This window comes from Kitasatospora sp. NPDC001547 (assembly GCF_042894165.1).
Lineage (GTDB): Bacteria > Actinomycetota > Actinomycetes > Streptomycetales > Streptomycetaceae > Kitasatospora.
This window is the reverse complement of record NZ_JBIAVL010000018.1, coordinates 71,726-89,787: the sequence shown is the minus strand read 5'-3', so window position 1 is coordinate 89,787 and position 18,062 is coordinate 71,726. Positions and strand designations below refer to the sequence as shown.

At 75.1% G+C, this 18,062-nt stretch carries 10 protein-coding genes and 1 pseudogene; 8 read left to right on the top strand and 3 right to left on the bottom strand.

Annotated elements, in window-relative coordinates; genetic code table 11:
• The 8 genes and pseudogenes from ACFY0X_RS28100 to ACFY0X_RS28065 all read left to right on the top strand — a co-directional run.
• A pseudogene (locus tag ACFY0X_RS28100) lies at window positions 1-7,071 on the top strand (amino acid adenylation domain-containing protein); the annotation flags it as partial.
• A gap of 111 nt (window positions 7,072-7,182) precedes the next feature.
• A complete protein-coding gene (locus ACFY0X_RS28095; protein ID WP_387758639.1) occupies window positions 7,183-8,229 on the top strand; it encodes an SAM-dependent methyltransferase in 1,047 nt (348 codons plus the stop codon).
• The gene (locus tag ACFY0X_RS28090) at window positions 8,229-9,257 is read left to right on the top strand and encodes a pyridoxal phosphate-dependent aminotransferase (protein ID WP_387758638.1); all 1,029 of its coding nucleotides are present in this window, start codon (window positions 8,229-8,231) and stop codon (window positions 9,255-9,257) included. The genes ACFY0X_RS28095 and ACFY0X_RS28090 overlap by 1 nt, the downstream gene beginning before the upstream one ends.
• A 198-nt stretch (window positions 9,258-9,455) precedes the next feature.
• On the top strand, window positions 9,456-10,721 hold the full coding sequence (locus tag ACFY0X_RS28085; protein WP_387758636.1) for an MFS transporter: 1,266 nt from the start codon (window positions 9,456-9,458) through the stop codon (window positions 10,719-10,721).
• Window positions 10,722-10,825: 104 nt separating this feature from the next.
• A complete protein-coding gene (gene hppD, locus ACFY0X_RS28080; RefSeq protein WP_387758634.1) occupies window positions 10,826-11,923 on the top strand; it encodes a 4-hydroxyphenylpyruvate dioxygenase in 1,098 nt (365 codons plus the stop codon).
• Window positions 11,920-13,071 (top strand): alpha-hydroxy acid oxidase, encoded by a 1,152-nt coding sequence (locus ACFY0X_RS28075; RefSeq protein ID WP_387758633.1) that lies wholly within the window; start codon window positions 11,920-11,922, stop codon window positions 13,069-13,071. Before hppD ends, ACFY0X_RS28075 begins: the two co-directional genes overlap by 4 nt.
• A 65-nt stretch (window positions 13,072-13,136) precedes the next feature.
• On the top strand, window positions 13,137-14,366 hold the full coding sequence (locus ACFY0X_RS28070; RefSeq protein ID WP_387758711.1) for an aminotransferase class I/II-fold pyridoxal phosphate-dependent enzyme: 1,230 nt from the start codon (window positions 13,137-13,139) through the stop codon (window positions 14,364-14,366).
• Window positions 14,367-14,474: 108 nt separating this feature from the next.
• Window positions 14,475-15,113, top strand: a complete 639-nt coding sequence (locus tag ACFY0X_RS28065) for a class I SAM-dependent methyltransferase (RefSeq protein ID WP_387758631.1) — start codon at window positions 14,475-14,477, stop codon at window positions 15,111-15,113.
• Between the two features lie 68 nt (window positions 15,114-15,181).
• Here ACFY0X_RS28065 and ACFY0X_RS28060 read toward each other — a convergent pair whose 3' ends face one another.
• Genes ACFY0X_RS28060 through ACFY0X_RS28050 form a run of 3 tightly spaced genes read right to left on the bottom strand, consistent with a single transcriptional unit; the run spans window position 15,182 to window position 18,037 of the window.
• On the bottom strand, window positions 15,182-16,177 hold the full coding sequence (locus ACFY0X_RS28060; RefSeq protein ID WP_387758630.1) for an aminotransferase class I/II-fold pyridoxal phosphate-dependent enzyme: 996 nt from the start codon (window positions 16,175-16,177) through the stop codon (window positions 15,182-15,184).
• Window positions 16,177-17,547 (bottom strand): nucleotidyltransferase family protein, encoded by a 1,371-nt coding sequence (locus ACFY0X_RS28055; protein WP_387758629.1) that lies wholly within the window; start codon window positions 17,545-17,547, stop codon window positions 16,177-16,179. The genes ACFY0X_RS28060 and ACFY0X_RS28055 overlap by 1 nt, the downstream gene beginning before the upstream one ends.
• Window positions 17,537-18,037, bottom strand: coding sequence for a CYTH domain-containing protein (locus tag ACFY0X_RS28050; protein ID WP_387758628.1), 501 nt, complete (start codon window positions 18,035-18,037; stop codon window positions 17,537-17,539). Before ACFY0X_RS28050 ends, ACFY0X_RS28055 begins: the two co-directional genes overlap by 11 nt.
• Window positions 18,038-18,062 lie beyond the last annotated feature (25 nt).

The window sequence follows — 18,062 nt, the reverse complement described above, 5'->3', positions numbered from 1 at the left end:
TTGATCCCGTTGTCGTTCGCCCAGCAGCGGCTCTGGTTCATCGAACAGTTCGAGGGCCCGAGCGCCCTCTACAACACTCCGTTCGCCCTCCGGCTGACCGGCGAGCTCGACGCCGCCGCCCTCGAGGACGCGCTCGGGGACGTGGTGGACCGGCACGAGGTGCTGCGCACCGTCTTCCCCACCACCGACGGCCAGCCCCACCAGCACATCCTCGCCGAGGGCCGCCCGCCGCTGCACCGGGTGCCGGCGGCCGACGAGGCCGAGCTGCACGAGCTGATGCGCGAGGCGGCCGGGCAGGTCTTCGACCTCGCCGCCGACCTGCCCCTCCGGGCCTGGCTGTACGCCCTGCCCACGCCGGACGAGCACGTCCTGCTGCTGCTCACCCACCACATCGCCAGCGACGGCTGGTCGGTCGCCCCGCTCTTCCGCGACCTCGCCGAGGCCTACCGGGCCCGGACCGCCGGCGCCGAGCCGCGGTGGGAGCCGCTGCCGGTGCAGTACGCCGACTACACCCTCTGGCAGCGCGAGCTGCTCGGCGAGGAGGACGACCCGGAGAGCGTCGTCTCGCTGCAACTCGCGCACTGGCAGAAGGAGCTCTCCGGCCTGCCGGAGGAGCTGGCGCTGCCCTACGACCGGCCGCGCCCGGCCCTGCCGAGCCGCCGCGGCGGCGCCGCCGAGTTCGAGCTCGACGCCGAACTGCACGCCGCGCTCACCGAGTTGGCCTCCAGCCGGCACGCCAGCCTGTTCATGGCGCTGCAGGCCGCGGTCGCCGTCCTCTACACCCGCCTCGGCGCCGGCACCGACCTGCCGCTCGGCACTCCGGTGGCCGGCCGCACCGACGAGGCCCTGGACGACCTGGTCGGCTTCTTCGTCAACACCCTGCTGCTGCGCACCGACACCAGCGGCGACCCGACCTTCCGGGAACTGCTCGACCGGGTCCGCCGCACCGACCTGGACGCCTACGACCACCAGGACATCCCCTTCGAGCGCCTGGTCGAACACCTCAACCCGACCCGCACCCCGGCCCGCCACCCGCTCTTCCAGACCGTCGTCACCCTGAACGCGGAGCGGGCCGAGGACCTCGTCTTCGGCGCCGCGGTGGGCACCCCGGTCGAGGTCGGCGAGGCCCAGGCCCAGTTCGACCTCAACTTCAACTTCGTCGAGCGGCTCGCGGCCGACGGCACCTGCCTGGGCGTGCGCGCCGCCGTGGACTACGCGGCCGACCTCTTCGACCACGCCACCGCCGACTCCGTCGCCGAGCGGCTGGTGCGCGTGCTGCGCGCCGCCGTCGCCACCCCGGACGCGCCGATCGGCGGCATCGAGATCCTCGCCCCGGCCGAGCGCGAGCAGCTGCTCACCGGCTGGAACGGGCCGGCCGCCCCGGTCGCCGAGCAGAGCCTGCCCCGGCTGTTCGAGGCCCAGGCCGCCGCCACCCCCGACGCCGTCGCCCTGGTCTCCGACACCGAACAGCTCGACTACGCCGAGCTGAACGACCGCGCCAACCGGCTCGCCGCCCTGCTGCTGGAGCGCGGCCTGACCACCGAACAGCCGGTCGCGGTGCTGATGGAGCGCTCCGCCGGACTGCTCACCGCCGTCCTCGCGATCGCCAAGGCGGGCGGCACCTACGTCCCGCTGGACGACCGCTACCCGCTGGACCGGCTCCAGCACATCCTCGCCGACACCCGTACCGGCCTGCTGCTCGTCGACCCGGCCCACCGGGGCCACCCGGTGCTCGCCACCGAGGGCTTCGCCACCCTGGAGGTCACCGACGCGCTGCTCGCCGGGGCCCCGGCGGCGGGCAACCCGGGCGTGCCGGTCCTGCCCGGCCAGCTGGTCTACGTGATGTACACCTCGGGCTCGACCGGGGTGCCCAAGGGCGTCGCCGTCACCCACCGCAACGTGGTGGACCTGCTGGGCAACCCGCAGTTCCGGGCCGGCCACCACGAGCGGGTGCTGCTGCACTCGCCCACCGCCTTCGACGCCTCCACCACCGAGATCTGGGCGCCGCTGGTCACCGGCGGGGCGATCGTGCTCGCCGAGCCCGGCGAACTGGACATCCGCCGCCTCGCCGAGACCGTCACCACCCACCGGGTGACCCTCGTCCAGGCCCCGTCCGGCCTGCTGCGGCTGATGGCCGACGAGGACCCGGCCGCCTTCCGGCACGTACGGCAGGTGTGGACCGGCGGCGACGTCGTCCCGCCGGAGTCCGTCCGCCGGATCCACCGGGCCTGCCCGGACACCTCCGTGGTCGCGGTGTACGCGCCCACCGAGACCACCGCCATCAAGACCACCTTCACCATGGAGCCGGGCGAGCCCGTCCCCGCCGTGGTGCCGATCGGCCGCCCGCTGGCCAACACCCGGCCGTACGTGCTGGACACCGCGCTGCGCCCGGTGCCGGCCGGCGTGGCCGGCGAGCTGTACATCGCCGGGGCCGGCCTGGCCCGCGGCTACGTCGGCCGCCCCGGCCTGACCTCCGAGCGCTTCGTGGCCTGCCCGTTCGGCGAGCCCGGCAGCCGGATGTACCGCACCGGCGACCTGGTCCGCTGGACCGCCGACGGCGTGCTGGAGTTCCTCGGCCGGGCCGACGACCAGGTGAAGATCCGCGGCTTCCGGATCGAACTCGGCGAGGTGGAGGGCGCGTTCACCGCCCTGCCGACCGTCGGCCAGGCCTTCGCCGTGGTCCGCGAGGACCAGCCGGGCGACAAGCGCCTGGTGGTCTACGCCACCGGCGAGGGCACTCCCGCCGAGCTGCGCGCCGCCGTCGCCGACAGCCTGCCCAGCTACATGCTGCCCGCCGCGGTGGTCGTCCTCGACGCCCTCCCGGTGACCGCCAACGGCAAGGTCGACCGCCGCGCCCTGCCCGCCCCCGACTACACCGGGGCGGCCGAGGGCCGCGCCCCGCGCACCGACACCGAGCGCGCGCTCTGCGAACTGTTCACCGACGTCCTCGGGTTGGACCGGATCGGGATCGACGACAGCTTCTTCGACCTGGGCGGCCACTCGCTGCTCGCCACCAAGCTGGTCAGCCGCATCCGCACCGCGCTCGGCACCGAACTGCCCGTCCGGGCACTGTTCGACGCCCCCAGCGTGGCCGCCCTGGCCGCCGCCCTGCCCGCCCCGGGCGCCGCCCGTCCGGCGCTGCGGCCGGTCCAGCGGCCAGAGCGCGTCCCGCTCTCGCCCGCGCAGCAACGCCTCTGGTTCATCGACCAGTTCGAGGGCCCGAGCGCGCTCTACAACACCCCGTGCGCGGTCCGGCTGACCGGCCGGATCGACACCGCCGCCCTCCAGGCGGCCCTGACCGACCTGCTCGACCGCCACGAGGTGCTGCGCACCGTCTACCCGACCACCGACGGGCAGCCGCACCAGCTGCTCCTGGAGAACCCCGGACTCCCGCTGCACACCGTGCCGGTGGCCACCGAGGAGGAGCTCGCGGCGGCGCTCGCCGAAGCCGGCTCGCAGGTCTTCGACCTCGCCCGCGACCTGCCGGTGCGCGCCACCCTGCTCTCGCTGCCGGGCGACGAGCACGTCCTGCTGGTGCTGATGCACCACATCGCCACCGACGGCTGGTCCGTGGTCCCGCTGCTGCGCGACCTCGCCGAGGCGTACCGGGCCCGGACCGCCGGCACCGCCCCCGACTGGCGGCCGCTGCCGGTGCAGTACGCCGACTACACCCTCTGGCAGCACGAGCTGCTCGGCACCGACGAGCGGCCCAGCGCCCTGCTGACCGACCAGCTCGCCTACTGGCAGCGGGCCCTGGCCGACCTCCCGGAGGAGCTGACGCTCCCCTTCGACCGCCACCGCCCGGCCGCCCCGAGCCGCCGCGGCGCCGCCGTCGAGCTCCGGATGGACGCCGGACTCCACGCCTCCCTGGTCGAGTTGGCGCAGCGGAGCCGGGCCAGCGTGTTCATGGTGATGCAGGCCGCGCTGGCCACCACGCTGGGCCGGATCGGCGCGGGCACCGACCTGCCGATCGGCACCGTGGTGGCCGGGCGCACCGACGAGGCGCTGGAGGACCTGGTCGGCTTCTTCGTCAACACCCTGGTGCTGCGCACCGACACCTCCGGCGACCCGACCTTCCGGGAGCTGGTGGAGCGCGTCCGGGTCACCACCCTGGACGCCTTCGAGCACCAGGACGTGCCCTTCGAGCGGCTGGTCGAGCTGCTCAACCCGGTGCGCTCCACCGCCCGCCACCCGCTCTGCCAGGTGATGCTGACCTCCGGCGGCGACGCCGAGGGGATCAGCCTCGGCGGCCTGCCCGGCCGGGTCGAGCAACTGGACTCGGACCTCGCCAAGTTCGACCTGACCTTCGCCTTCAGCGAGAGCTTCGACGCGGCCGGCGCGCCCGCCGGGCTGGGCCTGACCGTCGAGTACGCCGTCGACCTGTTCGACCGGGCCACCGCCGAGGCCACCGCCGCCCGCTTCGAGCGCGCCCTGCGCGCGGTGCTGGCCGACCCGGACCAGCGGGTGGGCCGGGTCGAGGTGCTGGCGCCGCAGGAGCGCGAGCAGCTGCTCACCGGCTGGAACGACACCCTGGAGGGCCTCCCGCTCGGCACCTTCCCGGCGCTGTTCGAGGCGCAGGCCGCCGCCCGCCCGGACGCCGTGGCGCTCTCCTTCGGCACCGAGCGGGTCACCTACCGCGAGCTGAACGAGCGCGCCAACCGCTTCGCCCGGCTGCTGATCGAGCACGGCGCGGCCCCCGAGCGGTTCGTCGCGATCGCCCTGGAGCGCTCGATCGAGCTGATCGTCGCCCAGCTCGCCGTGCTCAAGGCCGGCGCGGTCTTCCAGCCGCTGGACCCGCGCTACCCGGCCGACCGGATCGCCTACATGCTGGACGACGCCCGGCCCGCGCTGGTCCTCACCAGCAAGGCGCTGGTCGACGACCTGCTCGCGGACAGCACCGTCCCGCGGCTGCTGATCGAGGACCTGGACGCCTCCGGCCACCCGGCGCACGACCTCACCGGCGTCGCGATCACCCCGCACTCGGCCGCGTACGTCATCTACACCTCGGGCTCCACCGGCCGCCCCAAGGGCGTGGTGGTCACCCACACCGGCCTCGCCGCCATGGTGGAGAGCCAGCGCCGGGGCCTGGCCGTCACCCCGGACAGCCGGGTGCTGCTGTTCGCGTCGCCGTCCTTCGACGCGGCCGTCTGGGAGCTGGGCATGGCGCTGCTCACCGGCGCCCGGGCCGTCCTCGGCCACGCCGACGACCTGCTGCCCGGTCCCTCGCTGACCGCGCTGATCGCCGAGCAGGGCGTCACCCACCTGACCCTGCCGCCGACCGCGCTGGCCGTCCTGGCCCCGGACGCGCTGCCGGAGGGCGGCACCCTGGTGGTCGCCGGCGAGGCCTGCCCGCCCGACCTGGTCGAGCACTGGTCGGCCCGGCTGCGGATGGTCAACGCCTACGGCCCGACCGAGTCCACCGTCTGCGCCAGCATGAGCAGCCCGCTCAGCGGCCGGATCGCCCCGCCGATGGGCCGGCCCGTGCTGGACACCCGGCTCTACGTGCTGGACGCCGCGCTCCAGCCGGTCCCGGCCGGGGTCGAGGGCGAGCTGTACATCGCGGGCGCCGGCCTGGCCCGCGGCTACCTCAACCGGCCCGGCCAGAGCGCCGAGCGCTTCGTCGCCGACCCGTACGGCGCGCCCGGCAGCCGGATGTACCGCTCCGGCGACCTGGTCCGCCGCCAGGCCGACGGCACCCTGGAGTACCTGGGCCGCACCGACCACCAGGTCAAGATCCGCGGCTTCCGGATCGAGCCCGGCGAGATCGAGGCGGTGCTCGCCCGGCACCCCTCCCTGGCCCAGGCGTTCGTGCTGGTCCGGGAGGACCGCCCGGGCGACCGCCGGCTGGTCGGCTACGCCGTCGCCCACCCCGGGCGGACGGTCGACCAGGCCGAGCTGCGGGCCCACGTCGGCGCGTCCCTGCCGGACTACATGGTGCCCTCGGCGATCGTCGCCCTGGACGCCCTGCCGCTGACCGCCAACGGCAAGGTGGACCGCAAGGCCCTGCCGGCCCCCGACACCACCTGGCTCGGCTCCGGGCGGGCGCCCTCGACGCCCCAGGAGGAGCTGCTCTGCGGCCTGTTCGCCGACCTGCTCGGGCTGGAGAAGGTCGGCGTGGACGACAACTTCTTCGAGCTCGGCGGCCACTCGCTGCTGGCCAGCCGGCTGGTCGCGGGCCTGCGCGAACTGGTCGGCGAGGACTCCGCGGTCGGCGTCCGCACGCTGTTCGAGGCGCCGACCGTCGCCCGGCTGGCCGAGCGGCTCGCCCAGGGCCCGGCCGCGGAGACCTTCCCCGTCCTGCTGCCGATCCGCACCCGCGGCTCGCGCCCGCCGCTGTTCTGCGTCCACCCGGCCGCCGGCATCAGCTGGGTCTACACCGGCCTGCTCCGGCACACCGACGCCGAGCAGCCGGTCTACGGCCTCCAGGCTCCCGGCCTGGCCGACCCGACCGCCCACCCGGCCTCGGTCGAGGAGCTGGCCCGGACCTACCTCGCGCAGATCCGCGCCGTCCGCCCCGAGGGCCCGTACGCCCTGCTCGGCTGGTCCTTCGGCGGGGCCGTCGCCCACGCGATCGCCGCGCTGCTGCGCCGGCAGGGCGAGGAGGTCCGGCTGCTGGCCCTGCTGGACGCCTACCCGGGCACCGGCGAGCCGGGGCCCGAGCGGTGGCGGGACGACCCGGCGCAGCTCGCGGTGATCCTCGACTCGCTCGGCCACCCGGCCGGGGAGGTCACCGCCTGGCCGGCCGACGAGGACGGCTACGCCGCGCTCGTCCAGGGCGACGAGGGTCCGCTCGCCGGCCTCAGCGGCGCCGGGGTGGCCCGGGTGGTCGCGGTCTTCCAGGCCAACGCCGAGCTGTCCCACGAGCTCCCGCTGCCCGGCTACGACGGCGACGCGGTGTTCTTCACCGCCGCCAAGGACCGGCCGGCCGACGCCCCCGACCCGGAGGGCTGGCTCCCGTACCTGGGCGGCCGGCTCGACGTCCACGAGGTGCCGAGCACCCACGGCGCGATGACGAGCTCCGAGGCGCTCGCCGTCATCGGCCCGGTGCTCGCCGCCCACCTGACTCCCTGACCCACCGGCACCACCGACCCACCGACTCAGCACCCCTACCGACCGCAGGCGACCGACCTGCGCACACCACGCGGACCGCACCCGGCCCGCCCACGGAGAAACGGACCCACCATGACGACTGCGGCCATCCCCGACACCTGGCGTGGCATCACCCCGTCGCCGCTCACCTCGACCGACGCCTACAACGGCTTCATCGCCGCCAACGTGATCTTCGCGCTGGACCGGATCGGCCTGCTGGAGCAGATCGGGCGCGGCGAGCCGCTCTCGGCCGCCGAGGCCACCGCCCAGGCCGGCGACACCGCCCGGACCGAGGCCGTGCTGCGCGCCGCCTCCGACTACGGCTACCTCAAGGCCGACGGCGACGCCTACCTGCCGACCGAGGCGGGCCTGGAGATCGCCGCCGCGCGCGGCTACTTCACCTGGGCCGTCGGCGGCTACCACGACGTGTTCGGCCGCGCCGGCCACCTGAGCGCCGGCACCCACCAGTACGACAAGGACGTCTTCCGCGACGAGGCGATGGTCGCCCTCGGCTCCGCCCAGTGCGACCAGTCGCTGTTCGCCGCCCAGCTGACCGACGTGCTCAACGGCATCGACTTCCGCACCATCGCCGACCTGGGCTCCGGCACCTCCGCCCGGGTGCGCCGGGTGGTCTCGCAGCGCGAGGGCACCCGCGGCCTGGGCATCGACATCAGCCGCCCGGCCACCGACATCGCCCGCCGCGACATCGTCGAGGCCGGCATGCAGGACCGGGTCACCGCCGTCCGCGCGGACGTGCTGGGCCTGCTCGGCACCCAGATCGACAACGACGCCGAGGCCGCCGAGGTGGCCGAGGTCGACACCGTGATGAGCTTCTTCCTGCTGCACGACCTGCTGGCCGACCCGGCCACCCGCTCCTCGATCTTCACCCGGATGCGGGAGGCCTTCCCGAAGGCCCGCACCTTCGTCCTCGGCGACACCATGCTGCGCGACCCGGGCACCTCCGACGGCGCCCAGCCGGTCTTCTCGGTGGGCTTCGAGCTGGCGCACGCGATGATGGGCGTCCCGCTGCACACCAAGGCCACCTACGAGGAGCTCTTCACCGACGCCGGCCTGCGGATCGACCGCGTCGAGGCGCTGGCCACCCCGCACTCCTGGCTCTACGTCCTCCAGGCCGACTGATGGCCGCCCCGTCGAGCGCCAGATACCTGCTGGCGCAGAACGAGCACCCGTACCCGCCGCTGCCGTCGGTGCTGGCCGCGCTGGCCGAGGCCGCTGCCGACCTGCACCGCTACCCCGACTTCCGTCCGGAGCGGATCGCCGGGATCATCGCCGACTGGCAGGGCGTCCCGGCGGGGCAGGTCGTGGTCGGCCACGGCTCGGCGGGCGTGGCGCTGGACCTCTTCCACACGGTGGTCGAGCCCGGCGACAACGTGGTGCACTCGGCGCCCTGCTTCGACGCGTACCCGCTGTTCTGCGAGATCGCCCGGGCCGAGGCCCGGCCGGTCCCGCTCGGCCCCGACGCCCGGCACGACCTGGCGGCGATGGCCGGGCGGATGGACGAGCGCACCCGGATCGTCGTGCTGTGCAACCCGCACAACCCGACCGGCACGGTCTACTCCTGGGCCGAGCTGACGGAGTTCTTCCGCCGGGTGCCGTCCACCGCGCTGATCCTGCTCGACGAGGCGTACGTCGACTTCGCCCGGGACTGGCAGGCCCCGGACGTGCCGGCCCGGATCGCCGAGTGGCCGAACCTGGTGGTGCTGCGCACCCTCTCCAAGTCGCACGGCATCGCCGCGCTGCGGATCGGCTACGCGCTGGCGGAGGAGTCCCTGGCGCAGCGGGTGCGGGACCACCAGGTGCCGTACGCGGTGAACAGGCTCCAGGAGGCGGGCCTGCTCGCCGCCGTCGCCGCCGAGGACGAGATGACGCGGCGGATCGAGGAGATCGCGGCGGAGCGGGCCCGCACCGAGGCCGAACTGCTGCGGCTCGGCTGGACGGTGGCGCCCAGCGTCACCAACTTCCTGTGGGTCGACGCCCCCGGCGACCAGCTCCCGCTGCGCGCGGAGCTGGAGCGCCTGGGCGTGGCCGTCCGCTACTACCCCGGCCAGGGCATCCGGGTCGCCATCGGCGAGAAGGACGCCAACGACGCGGTGATCGAGGGTTTCGCCGCCGTCGCTCCGCTGGCCCCGGCCCACCCCGTCGCCTGACCGCCCGGCGCCCTGAGCACCCCGCGTGCGTCAGGGCGCACCCCGGGCACCCGGGGCGCCCACGGGCGCCCCGGCCCCCGCACCACCGCACGAACCCGCACCACCGTGCGTCCCTGCACCGCCGCACGCTCCGCACCACCGCACGAACCGCATGCACCCGCACACCCGAAGCGCCGTCGGCGCAGCGAAGGAACCGCCATGCACCCGCTGTTGGCCCGCCCGGAGTTCCGGCGCTACCTCGCCGGGCAGACCCTGTCCGTCCTCGGTGACAGCGCCCTCTCCATCGCCCTCGGCATCTGGGCCAAGGTGCTGACCGGCAGCAACTCCGCCGCCGGTCTGGTGCTGTTCTGCTTCTCCGCGCCGCTGCTGCTGCTGCCGCTGGGCGGCCTGCTCGCCGACCGGGTCCGCCGCAAGCCGCTGCTGGTCGGGGTCAACCTGGCGGTGGCGGCCTCGCTGCTGCCGCTGCTGCTGGTCGACGGCCGGGACACCGTCTGGATCATCTACTGCACCGCCACGGTCTGCGGTCTGGCCGGAGCCGTCCTGGCGCCGGCCCAGAGCGCGCTGCTGCGCAGCATCCTGACGGAGCGTCAGGACTTCGGCGCGGCGGCCGGGTTGACCCAGAGCGCCCGGGCCGGCACCACCCTGGTGGCGCCGCTGCTCGGCTCGGGCCTCTACGGCTGGTTCGGCGGGCACGTGGTGGCCGTGGCCGACCTCGCCGTGCTGCTGCTGGCGGCGCTGAGCTTCCTCACCCTGCGGGTGGCGGAGGTCAAGCCGGAGCCCTCGGGCCTGCGGTGGCGCACCGAGGTGCTGGCGGGCTTCGTCCACCTGCGCTCCTCGGTCGGGCTGCGGCCGCTGGTGGTGGCCACCGCCGCCGCCGGCTTCGTCCTGAGCCTGCTCCAGCCGGTGCTGTTCGCGCTGACCCAGCACGGGCTGCACCGCTCGCCGCAGTTCCTCGGCGTGCTGGAGACCACCGAGGCCGTCGGCGCGCTGGCCGGCTCGGTGGTCGGCGGCCTGCTGATCGGCCGGCTCGGGCCGCGCCGGACGGTCATGGCCGGTTCGGCGGTGTTCGGCCTCGGGACCGTCCTGCTGCTCGCGCCGTCGCTGTACGTGGTGTCGGCCGGCCTGGTGATCGCGGGCGCGGGCATCCCGGCCGCCCTGGTCGGACTCGCCACCGCCGCCCAGGCGTCCACCCCGCCGCAGCTGATGGGGCGCGCCCAGGCGGCCGTCAACCTCTCGCTCACCGCGCCGCAGGCGCTGGCCGTCGGCGTCGGCTCCGGCCTGGTGGCCGCCCTGGACTTCCGGGTGGTGCTGGGCGTGATGGTGGTCGGCGCACTGCTGGCGGCCGCCCACCTGATCGGCAAGCCGGAGGCCCCGACGGAGCCCCCGGAGACCGGGCCGCAGGCCCAGGGCGAGGGCGACGGCCCGGCCGAGCCGCAGGACGCCAAGGACCTCCAGCCCACCTGACCGACGCCGGCCCGCACCACGCCGCACACCCGCACCACCCCGCACGCCCGATGTCCGACCGCCCTTCGGCACCTCCCGTTCCTCCTCACGAGAGAGCTCCTCAGATGACCGACCGTTCCTCTCCCACCGTCACCCCGATCCCCGTCGAGCTGGACCACGTCGAGTTCTACACGGCCGACCTGGGCGCCGAGACCACCCGGCTGACCGAGGAGTACGGCTTCGAGCTGCTCGTCCCGCCCACCGAGCGCGGCGAGGCCGCCGAGCGCTGCCTGTCCGCCCTGTTCGGCCAGTCCTCGATCCGGCTGCTGGTCACCCAGCCGCTGGCCGCCGGCCACCCGGCCACCGACTACCTGGAGCGGCACGGCGACGGCGTGGCCGCCCTCGGCCTGCGGGTGCCGGACGCCGCCGACGCGTTCCGGACCCTGACCGACCGCGGCGCCGCCGCGCTGCGCCCGCCGCTGGCCGCCGACGGCTGCGTCACCGCGGTGGTCGACGCCTTCGGCGACGTGGTGCACACCCTGGTCGAGCGCGGCCCCGGAACCCCGGCCGGCCGCATCCCCGGCCTGCCGGACCCGCTCCCGCTGACCGGCGAGGGCGAGGTCGGCCTGCGCTCCGTCGACCACTTCGCGGTCCTGGTCCCGTTCGGCGAGCTGCGCACGACCGAGCACCGCTACCGCGAGGTCTTCGGGTTCCGGACGATCTTCGAGGAGCGGGTCGAGTTCGGCACCCTCGGCATGGACTCGGCCGTCGTGCAGAGCGCCGACCACAGCGTCACCCTCACCCTGATCGAGCCGCTCGCCGCGGACGCGGGCGGCCAGATCGCCTCCTTCCTGGCCGGCCACGGCGGCGCCGGGGTGCAGCACGTCGCCTTCGCCTCCGAGGACGCGGTGCACTCCGTCTCCACCATGGCCGAGCGCGGCGTGCCGTTCCTGCGCACCCCGCAGACCTACTACGACGCCCTGCCCGGCCGCCTGACCCCGCTGCGCCACTCCACCGACCAGCTGCGGGAGCTGAACCTGCTGGTCGACCAGGACCACGACGGCCAGCTGTTCCAGATCTTCACCCGCTCCCAGCACCCCCGGAACACCTTCTTCTTCGAGGTGATCGAGCGCATCCGGGCCCGCAACTTCGGCAGCAACAACATCCGCGCCCTCTACGAGGCCGTGGAGCTCCAGCGCAACGCCAGCGAAGTGGCCGGATGAGCGCGTCCGTCCGCGACGAACCACCGACCGACCCGGCCGACGGGCGCCCGGCGCTGTCCGTCGCGGAGTACGCCGACCGGGCCCGGGCCGTGCTCGCGCCCGAGGTCTGGGAGTGGCTGGAGGGCGGCGCCGAGCGCGAGCTGACCCTCGCCGCCAACCGGACCGCCTTCGACCGGGTGGGCCTGGTGTCCCGGGTGCTGACCGACGTCAGCACCCGGGACACCGCCGCCACCCTGGTGCGCAGCCGGGCGACCCTGCCGGTGGCGGCGGCACCCGTCGCCTACCACCGGCTGTTCCACCCCGAGGGCGAACTGGCCTCGGCCCGCGCCTGCGCCGCCGCGGGCGTGCCGTTCACCGTCGGCACCCTCAGCAGCGTCGGCTTCGAGGAACTGGCCGGGACCGGTGCCACGCTCTGGTTCCAGCTGTACTGGCTGCGCGACCGCGGCCGGCTGCTCGACCTGGTCAAGGCCGCCGAGCAGGCCGGCAGCGAGGCCCTGGTGGTCACCGCCGACGTGCCGTACATGGGCCGCCGGCTGCGCGACGCCAGGAACGCCTTCGCACTGCCCGGGGACGTCCGCGCGGCGCTGCTGGAGGACGGCGCCGCCGGGCGGGCGCACGAGTCCACCGCGGCCGTCTCGGCGGTCGCCGCGCACACCGCCGAACTGCTCTCCCCCGGCGTCACCTGGGCCGACCTCGAGTGGCTGCGCGGGCAGACCGCGCTGCCGCTGGTGGTCAAGGGCGTGCTCGACCCGGGCGACGCGCGCCGGGCCGCCGGGCTCGGCGCCGCGGCCGTGGTGGTCTCCAACCACGGCGGCCGCCAGCTCGACCGGGCCGTGCCCGCGCTGACGGTCCTGCCGGCCGTCGCCGAGGCGCTGGCCGGCGAGGACTGCCAGGTGCTGATGGACAGCGGGGTGCGCGGCGGCTCGGACGTGCTCACCGCGCTGGCCCTCGGCGCCTCCGGGGTGCTGCTCGGGCGCCCGCTGATCTGGGGCCTGGCGGCCGGCGGCGAGGCGGGCTGCACCGAGGTCCTCGACCTGCTCGCCGCCGAGCTGCGGCACGCGCTCGGCCTCGCGGGCTGCGCCGACCTGCGGGCCGCCGCCGACCTGCGCACCACCACCCTGCCCTGCCCCACCTGGAGCACCCCGTGACCACCATCGCCGCACCGCACGACCTGCTGCTGGCGGGTCTGCACACGTCCCTCGCCGACCCGGCGATGACCTCGATGAACCTGCTCAACGAGATCTCCATCCGGTACCCGGAGGCGGTCTCCTTCGCGGCCGGCCGCCCGGCCGAGCAGTTCTTCGAGCTGGACGCCGTCCACCGCCACCTGGACCGCTACCTCGACCACCTGCGCACCGAGCGCGGGCTGACCGAGGAGGCGGCCCGCCGCCAGGTGCTCCAGTACGGGCGGACCAAGGGGATCATCCACGACCTGATCGCCACCCACCTCGCCACCGACGAGGGCATCGAGGTGCCCGCCGAGTCGATCGTGGTGACGGTGGGCTGCCAGGAGGCGATGTTCCTGGTGCTGCGGGCGCTGCGCCGCGGCCCCGAGGACGTGGTGCTGGCCGTCTCCCCCACCTACGTGGGGCTGACCGGCGCGGCGCTGCTGGCCGACCTGCCGGTACGGGCGGTCGCCGACGGCCCGGACGGCGTGGACCTCGCCGACCTGCGCCGCCGACTGGCCGCCGCCCGGGCCGAGGGGCTGCGCCCGCGGGCGCTCTACCTGGTGCCGGACGTGGCCAACCCGAGCGGGGCCAGCCTGCCGCTGGAGCTGCGCCGGGAGCTGCTGGCGCTGGCGGGCGAGGAGGACTTCCTGCTGCTGGAGGACAACCCGTACTGCGTGTTCGCCGGCGAGGAACGGCTGCCCTCGCTCAAGGCGCTGGACACCGACCGGCGGGTGGTCCACCTCGGCTCCTTCGCCAAGACGGCCCTGCCCGGCGCCCGGGTCGGGTACGTGGTGGCGGACCAGCTGGTGGACGACGGTCAGGGCTCCACCGTGCTGTTCGCCGACCTGCTCGGCATGATCAAGAGCATGACCACGGTGAACACCTCGCCGATCGCCCAGGCCGTGATCGGCGGCGCGCTGCTGGAGCACGGCCACAGCCTGCGGGCCGCCAACGCCGAGGTCGCCGCGCTCTACCGGCGCAACCTCTCGCTGGTGCTGGAGGGCCTGGCCCGGCGCTTCCCGCCCGGCGGCGGGGTGACCTGGAACGAGCCGCGCGGCGGGTTCTTCCTGGTGCTCACGGTGCCGTGCGTGGTGGACGACGCGCTGCTCGAACGCTCGGCCTCGGAGTACGGGGTGATCTGGACGCCGATGTCGCACTTCTACCCGGGCGCGGGCGGGGAGCACCAACTGCGGCTCTCCGTCAGCCAGGTCGACCCGGCCACCCTCGACCGGGGGCTGGACGGACTGGCCGCGCTGCTCGCCGCACAGTCCTGACCCGCCCGGAAGGGGCGTCCCGCCGGGGGCGCCCCTTCCGGCTCGTTCCGGCGTCCGTTCCGGCCGGTTCGGGCCCGTTCCGGGCCCCACGAGGGTAGGTTCCCAGGCATGCTTGACTACCTCTCACGCACCATCGCCGCCTACGAGCACGGCGTCGAAAAGTACGAATCCGCCACCAAGGGCATGGTTCCGGACGAGGAGCTCGACCGCTTCACCCGGATGCTCCCCGATCCGGCCGGGCCGGTCCTGGACGCCGGGTGCGCCTTCGGCCGCGACACGGCCCTGCTGGCGGCCAGGGGCGTGGCGGTGACCGGGGTCGACCTGAGCGAGCCCTTCCTCGCCCGGGCCCGGGAGCTCCACCCCGCGCTGGACTTCCGGCGCATGGACGTGTGCGCGCTGGACTTCCCCGACGCCTCCTTCGCCGGCGTCTGGTCCCAGGCGACGCTGCTGCACCTCAAGGACGAGCAGGTGGCGGCCGCGCTGTCCGAGTTCCGCCGGGTGCTGCGGGCCGGCGGTGCGCTCTTCGTCAGCTTCAAGGAGGGCGAGGGCGAGGAGGAGTTCGTCGAGTCCTTCAGCGCCGACGCCGCCCGCTTCTTCCGCTACCAGACCGCGGACCGGGTCCGCGGCCTGCTGGAGGCGGCCGGCTTCCCCGGGCCCGACGTGCGCGTCGTCAACGAGCGGCAGCGCTACGGCGCCGGGCACCGCGACCTCGACTGGCTGACCGCGTACGCCCGCGCCGCCCGCTGATCCGTCCGACAACGGAACCGCCCGGCGGTGGACCGGCCGACAACGGAACCGCCCGGCGGTGGACCGGCCTACCCGCCGGGCGCCAGCGCTCCGGCCGTGCGGGCCGCCAGCCGGGCCACCCGGTCGGCGGCCCGCACCGCCTCGTCCGCGTCGACGCCGGAGAACGCGAGCCGCACCGATCCGGGCGGCGCGTCGAAGGCGGAGCCGGGCCCGACCGCGAGCTCCAGCTCGGCGAACTCGGCCAGCACCCGTTCCTCCGCGGCACCGCGCCAGGACAGCAGCAGGGACATGCCACCCCCGGTGAACTCCCAGCCCAGCAGGTCCCCGAGCCGGTCGGTGAACAGCCGGCGCGCCTCCAGCGTGGGTTCGACGCACGCCCGGACCAGCGAGTCGAGCGCGGACGGCTCCAGGAACCCGGCCCAGGCCCGCTGCCAGGTGGTGGCGGGCCCGGCGGCGCGCAGCGTCGGGAGCGGGGCGGCACCGACGGGCGGGGTCGCCCAGCCGAGCCGGCTGCCGCCGCCGCACAGCTTCGCCAGGGACGTCACGCCCCAGCAGCCGTCCGGCGGGTCCTCCGGCGGGGCGAACCACCGGTAGACCTGGTTGACCACCACGTGGTGGCCCTGTGCCGCGAGTTCCGCCAGGACCGCGCGTTCGGCGGGGCCGAGCGACCGGCCGTCGGGGTTGCGGTGCGGGCTGGTCACCCAGACCGTCGCCGGCTCCGGGCAGCCGCGCGCCGCGCCGGGGAGCTCCTCCCAGGTCAGGGCGCGGACCCCGGCGGCCCCGGCGAGCACCGTCCCGATGTCGGCGAAGCCCGGCCGTTCCACCACCGCCGTCCGGGTGCGCCCCGCCCAGCTTCCGGCGAACTGGCGCACCCCGCCGGTGACCAGCGTCCGTTCCGGCGGGGCGCCGAACGACTCGGCCAGCCGTTCCAGCAGTTCGGGGTCGCCCTGCGCGGGCGGGGTGCTCCAGCGGTCCGCCCGGTCCAGGGCCCGGTCGTGCGCCGCTCCGAAGCGGCGCACCAGGTCCGTCGGCCAGGGGCGGGGCGGACCGCCGAGGTCGATCATCAGGCCGGGCCCGCGGCGGCCGCGCGGGCGCCGGCGATCAGCTCGCCCGGCAGGCGGTAGTCCACGGTGGCGAGGAAGGTCTCGTCCTCGATCCGCACGTACTGCCCGTACGGGGTGTCGAGCCGCTGGATGCCCCGGTCCGCCGAGAGCGCCTTGGGCCGGGCGGGGACCGCCGGGTCCGGCACGGCCGGCTCGCCCTCGAGCAGGGCCTCGGCGATGTCCACCGGCACCAGCCGGACGCAGGTCCACGGGTTCAGCGCGAACGGCCGGGCGGTCTTCCCGCCGGTCGGCCGGACCACGCTCAGCGACAGCCGACCGCGGTAGTAGCCGTACGCGTCGGCCGCCAGCTTCGCCGCGCCGACCAGCCCGCCGCGTCGGCGCCCCTCCTCGAAGGCGTGCACGGTGGTGCCCAGGCAGCGCCGCTCCCAGTGCGGCGCCCGCGGGTCCGGCGCCGGCTCCAGGGTGCGCACCGCGGGCAGGGTGCGCAGCCGCTCCTCCTGCGCCGCCGTCAGGGCGGTGCCGGCCCGCAGCTCGGCCACGATGAAGCCGAGGAAGCCCTCCAGGCCGGACTGACGCAGCCGGGCGGTGAAGCGCGGGACGTCGAACTCCGGCAGCGAGAGCGCCATCAGCAGGTCGTTGGTGTCCTTGGCCGTCACGAAGTAGTCGCCCGCGGCGTTGTTGACGACGCAGGCGAGGTTCTCCTCGGGCGCGAGGACCCGGACCCCGGGCTCCCCGGCGGGCAGCTGCGGGGTCAGCCCGAGCCGGCTGCTGTGCCGCACCGAGTAGTCGCCGAAGTGGATGTCCACGTTCAGCAGGTCGTCCGCGCCGTCCGGCGCGACCAGCGGGAACTGCCCGTACACGAGGTTCTCGGTCGGGTCGTACTTGATCCAGGGCAGCTCGGCCTTCAGGTACTGGTAGCCGTGCTCCAGGCGCAGCGCCCGTACCAGGACGCTGGCCTCGGCCCGGGTCCGGACGAAGATGTCCAGGTCGCTGAAGTCGCGCACGCCGGGGTCGGTGTACGTCGCGCGGGCGCCGAGCCCCTTGATCGCGAAGAACTGGAGGCCCGCGTCGCGGGCGATCCGCTCCAGCATCTCCAGGTTGGCGTCCAGGACCTTGTGCATCCGCTTGAGGCTGTCCGCCTTGGGGCGCATCGCGGCCATGCAGCCGCGCACGCCCGGCCGGTCCTCGTACGGGGCGAGCCGGGACATCACCAGCGTGCGCATCCGCAGGGTCTCCAGGAAGCGGGCCGCCTCCTGCGCGCCGATCGTGGCGATGGCGGCCAGCGAGCGCTCCGTGCTGTACAGCGGCTGGAGGCTGGAGAGGCTCCGCAGGGCGGCCAGGTCGTCGGGGTGGGGGAAGTCAGTTCCCATGGTGGTCGGTCCTCGTGCTCTCTTCGTGCGTGGGAATGCCGCGGGTCGACAGCGACCGGTTGAGGTAGCCGACCACGCCCGTGATGTCCTCGCCCACCCAGCCGGGGGGCGTGTACTGCCGTGCCTCCTCGACGGAGGGGAACTCGACCTCGGCGGTGCACAGTCCGTGCAGCGCGCCGTGGTAGACGTCGACGACGACGGTGTGCGGGCCGTCCGCCAGCCGGTAGCGGTCCTTCTCGATCCTGGCGGCCGCGGTCGTGGGCCACAGGGCGTCGAACTCCTCGCTGCCGATCTCCCGTTCGACCTCCACCCGGACCGGACCGGTGCCGCTCTTGACGGTCAGGGTGTGCCGGCCCGAGGCGCGCCGGATCCGGACCTCGGTGCCCTCCTCGGTGATCGCGACGTAGCCCTGCCGGACCTGCTGCGCGGTCGCGTCCGCCGGCGGGACGAAGTCGTGGACGAGGAACTTCCGCTCGATCTCTTGGGTCATGGGTGCGCTCCGGGAGTCGGGGTGG

What these genes read in the sequence shown, in the direction of transcription:
- ACFY0X_RS28065 (WP_387758631.1), top strand. Translation starts at nt 14,475, where the DNA reads ATGCTTGACTACCTCTCACGCACCATCGCCGCCTACGAGCACGGCGTC.
- hppD (WP_387758634.1), top strand. Translation starts at nt 10,826, where the DNA reads ATGACCGACCGTTCCTCTCCCACCGTCACCCCGATCCCCGTCGAGCTG.
- ACFY0X_RS28070 (WP_387758711.1), top strand. Translation starts at nt 13,137, where the DNA reads ATGACCTCGATGAACCTGCTCAACGAGATCTCCATCCGGTACCCGGAG.
- ACFY0X_RS28050 (WP_387758628.1), bottom strand. Translation starts at nt 18,037, where the DNA reads ATGACCCAAGAGATCGAGCGGAAGTTCCTCGTCCACGACTTCGTCCCG.
- ACFY0X_RS28085 (WP_387758636.1), top strand. Translation starts at nt 9,456, where the DNA reads ATGCACCCGCTGTTGGCCCGCCCGGAGTTCCGGCGCTACCTCGCCGGG.
- ACFY0X_RS28055 (WP_387758629.1), bottom strand. Translation starts at nt 17,547, where the DNA reads ATGGGAACTGACTTCCCCCACCCCGACGACCTGGCCGCCCTGCGGAGC.
- ACFY0X_RS28090 (WP_387758638.1), top strand. Translation starts at nt 8,229, where the DNA reads ATGGCCGCCCCGTCGAGCGCCAGATACCTGCTGGCGCAGAACGAGCAC.
- ACFY0X_RS28075 (WP_387758633.1), top strand. Translation starts at nt 11,920, where the DNA reads ATGAGCGCGTCCGTCCGCGACGAACCACCGACCGACCCGGCCGACGGG.
- ACFY0X_RS28095 (WP_387758639.1), top strand. Translation starts at nt 7,183, where the DNA reads ATGACGACTGCGGCCATCCCCGACACCTGGCGTGGCATCACCCCGTCG.
- ACFY0X_RS28060 (WP_387758630.1), bottom strand. Translation starts at nt 16,177, where the DNA reads ATGATCGACCTCGGCGGTCCGCCCCGCCCCTGGCCGACGGACCTGGTG.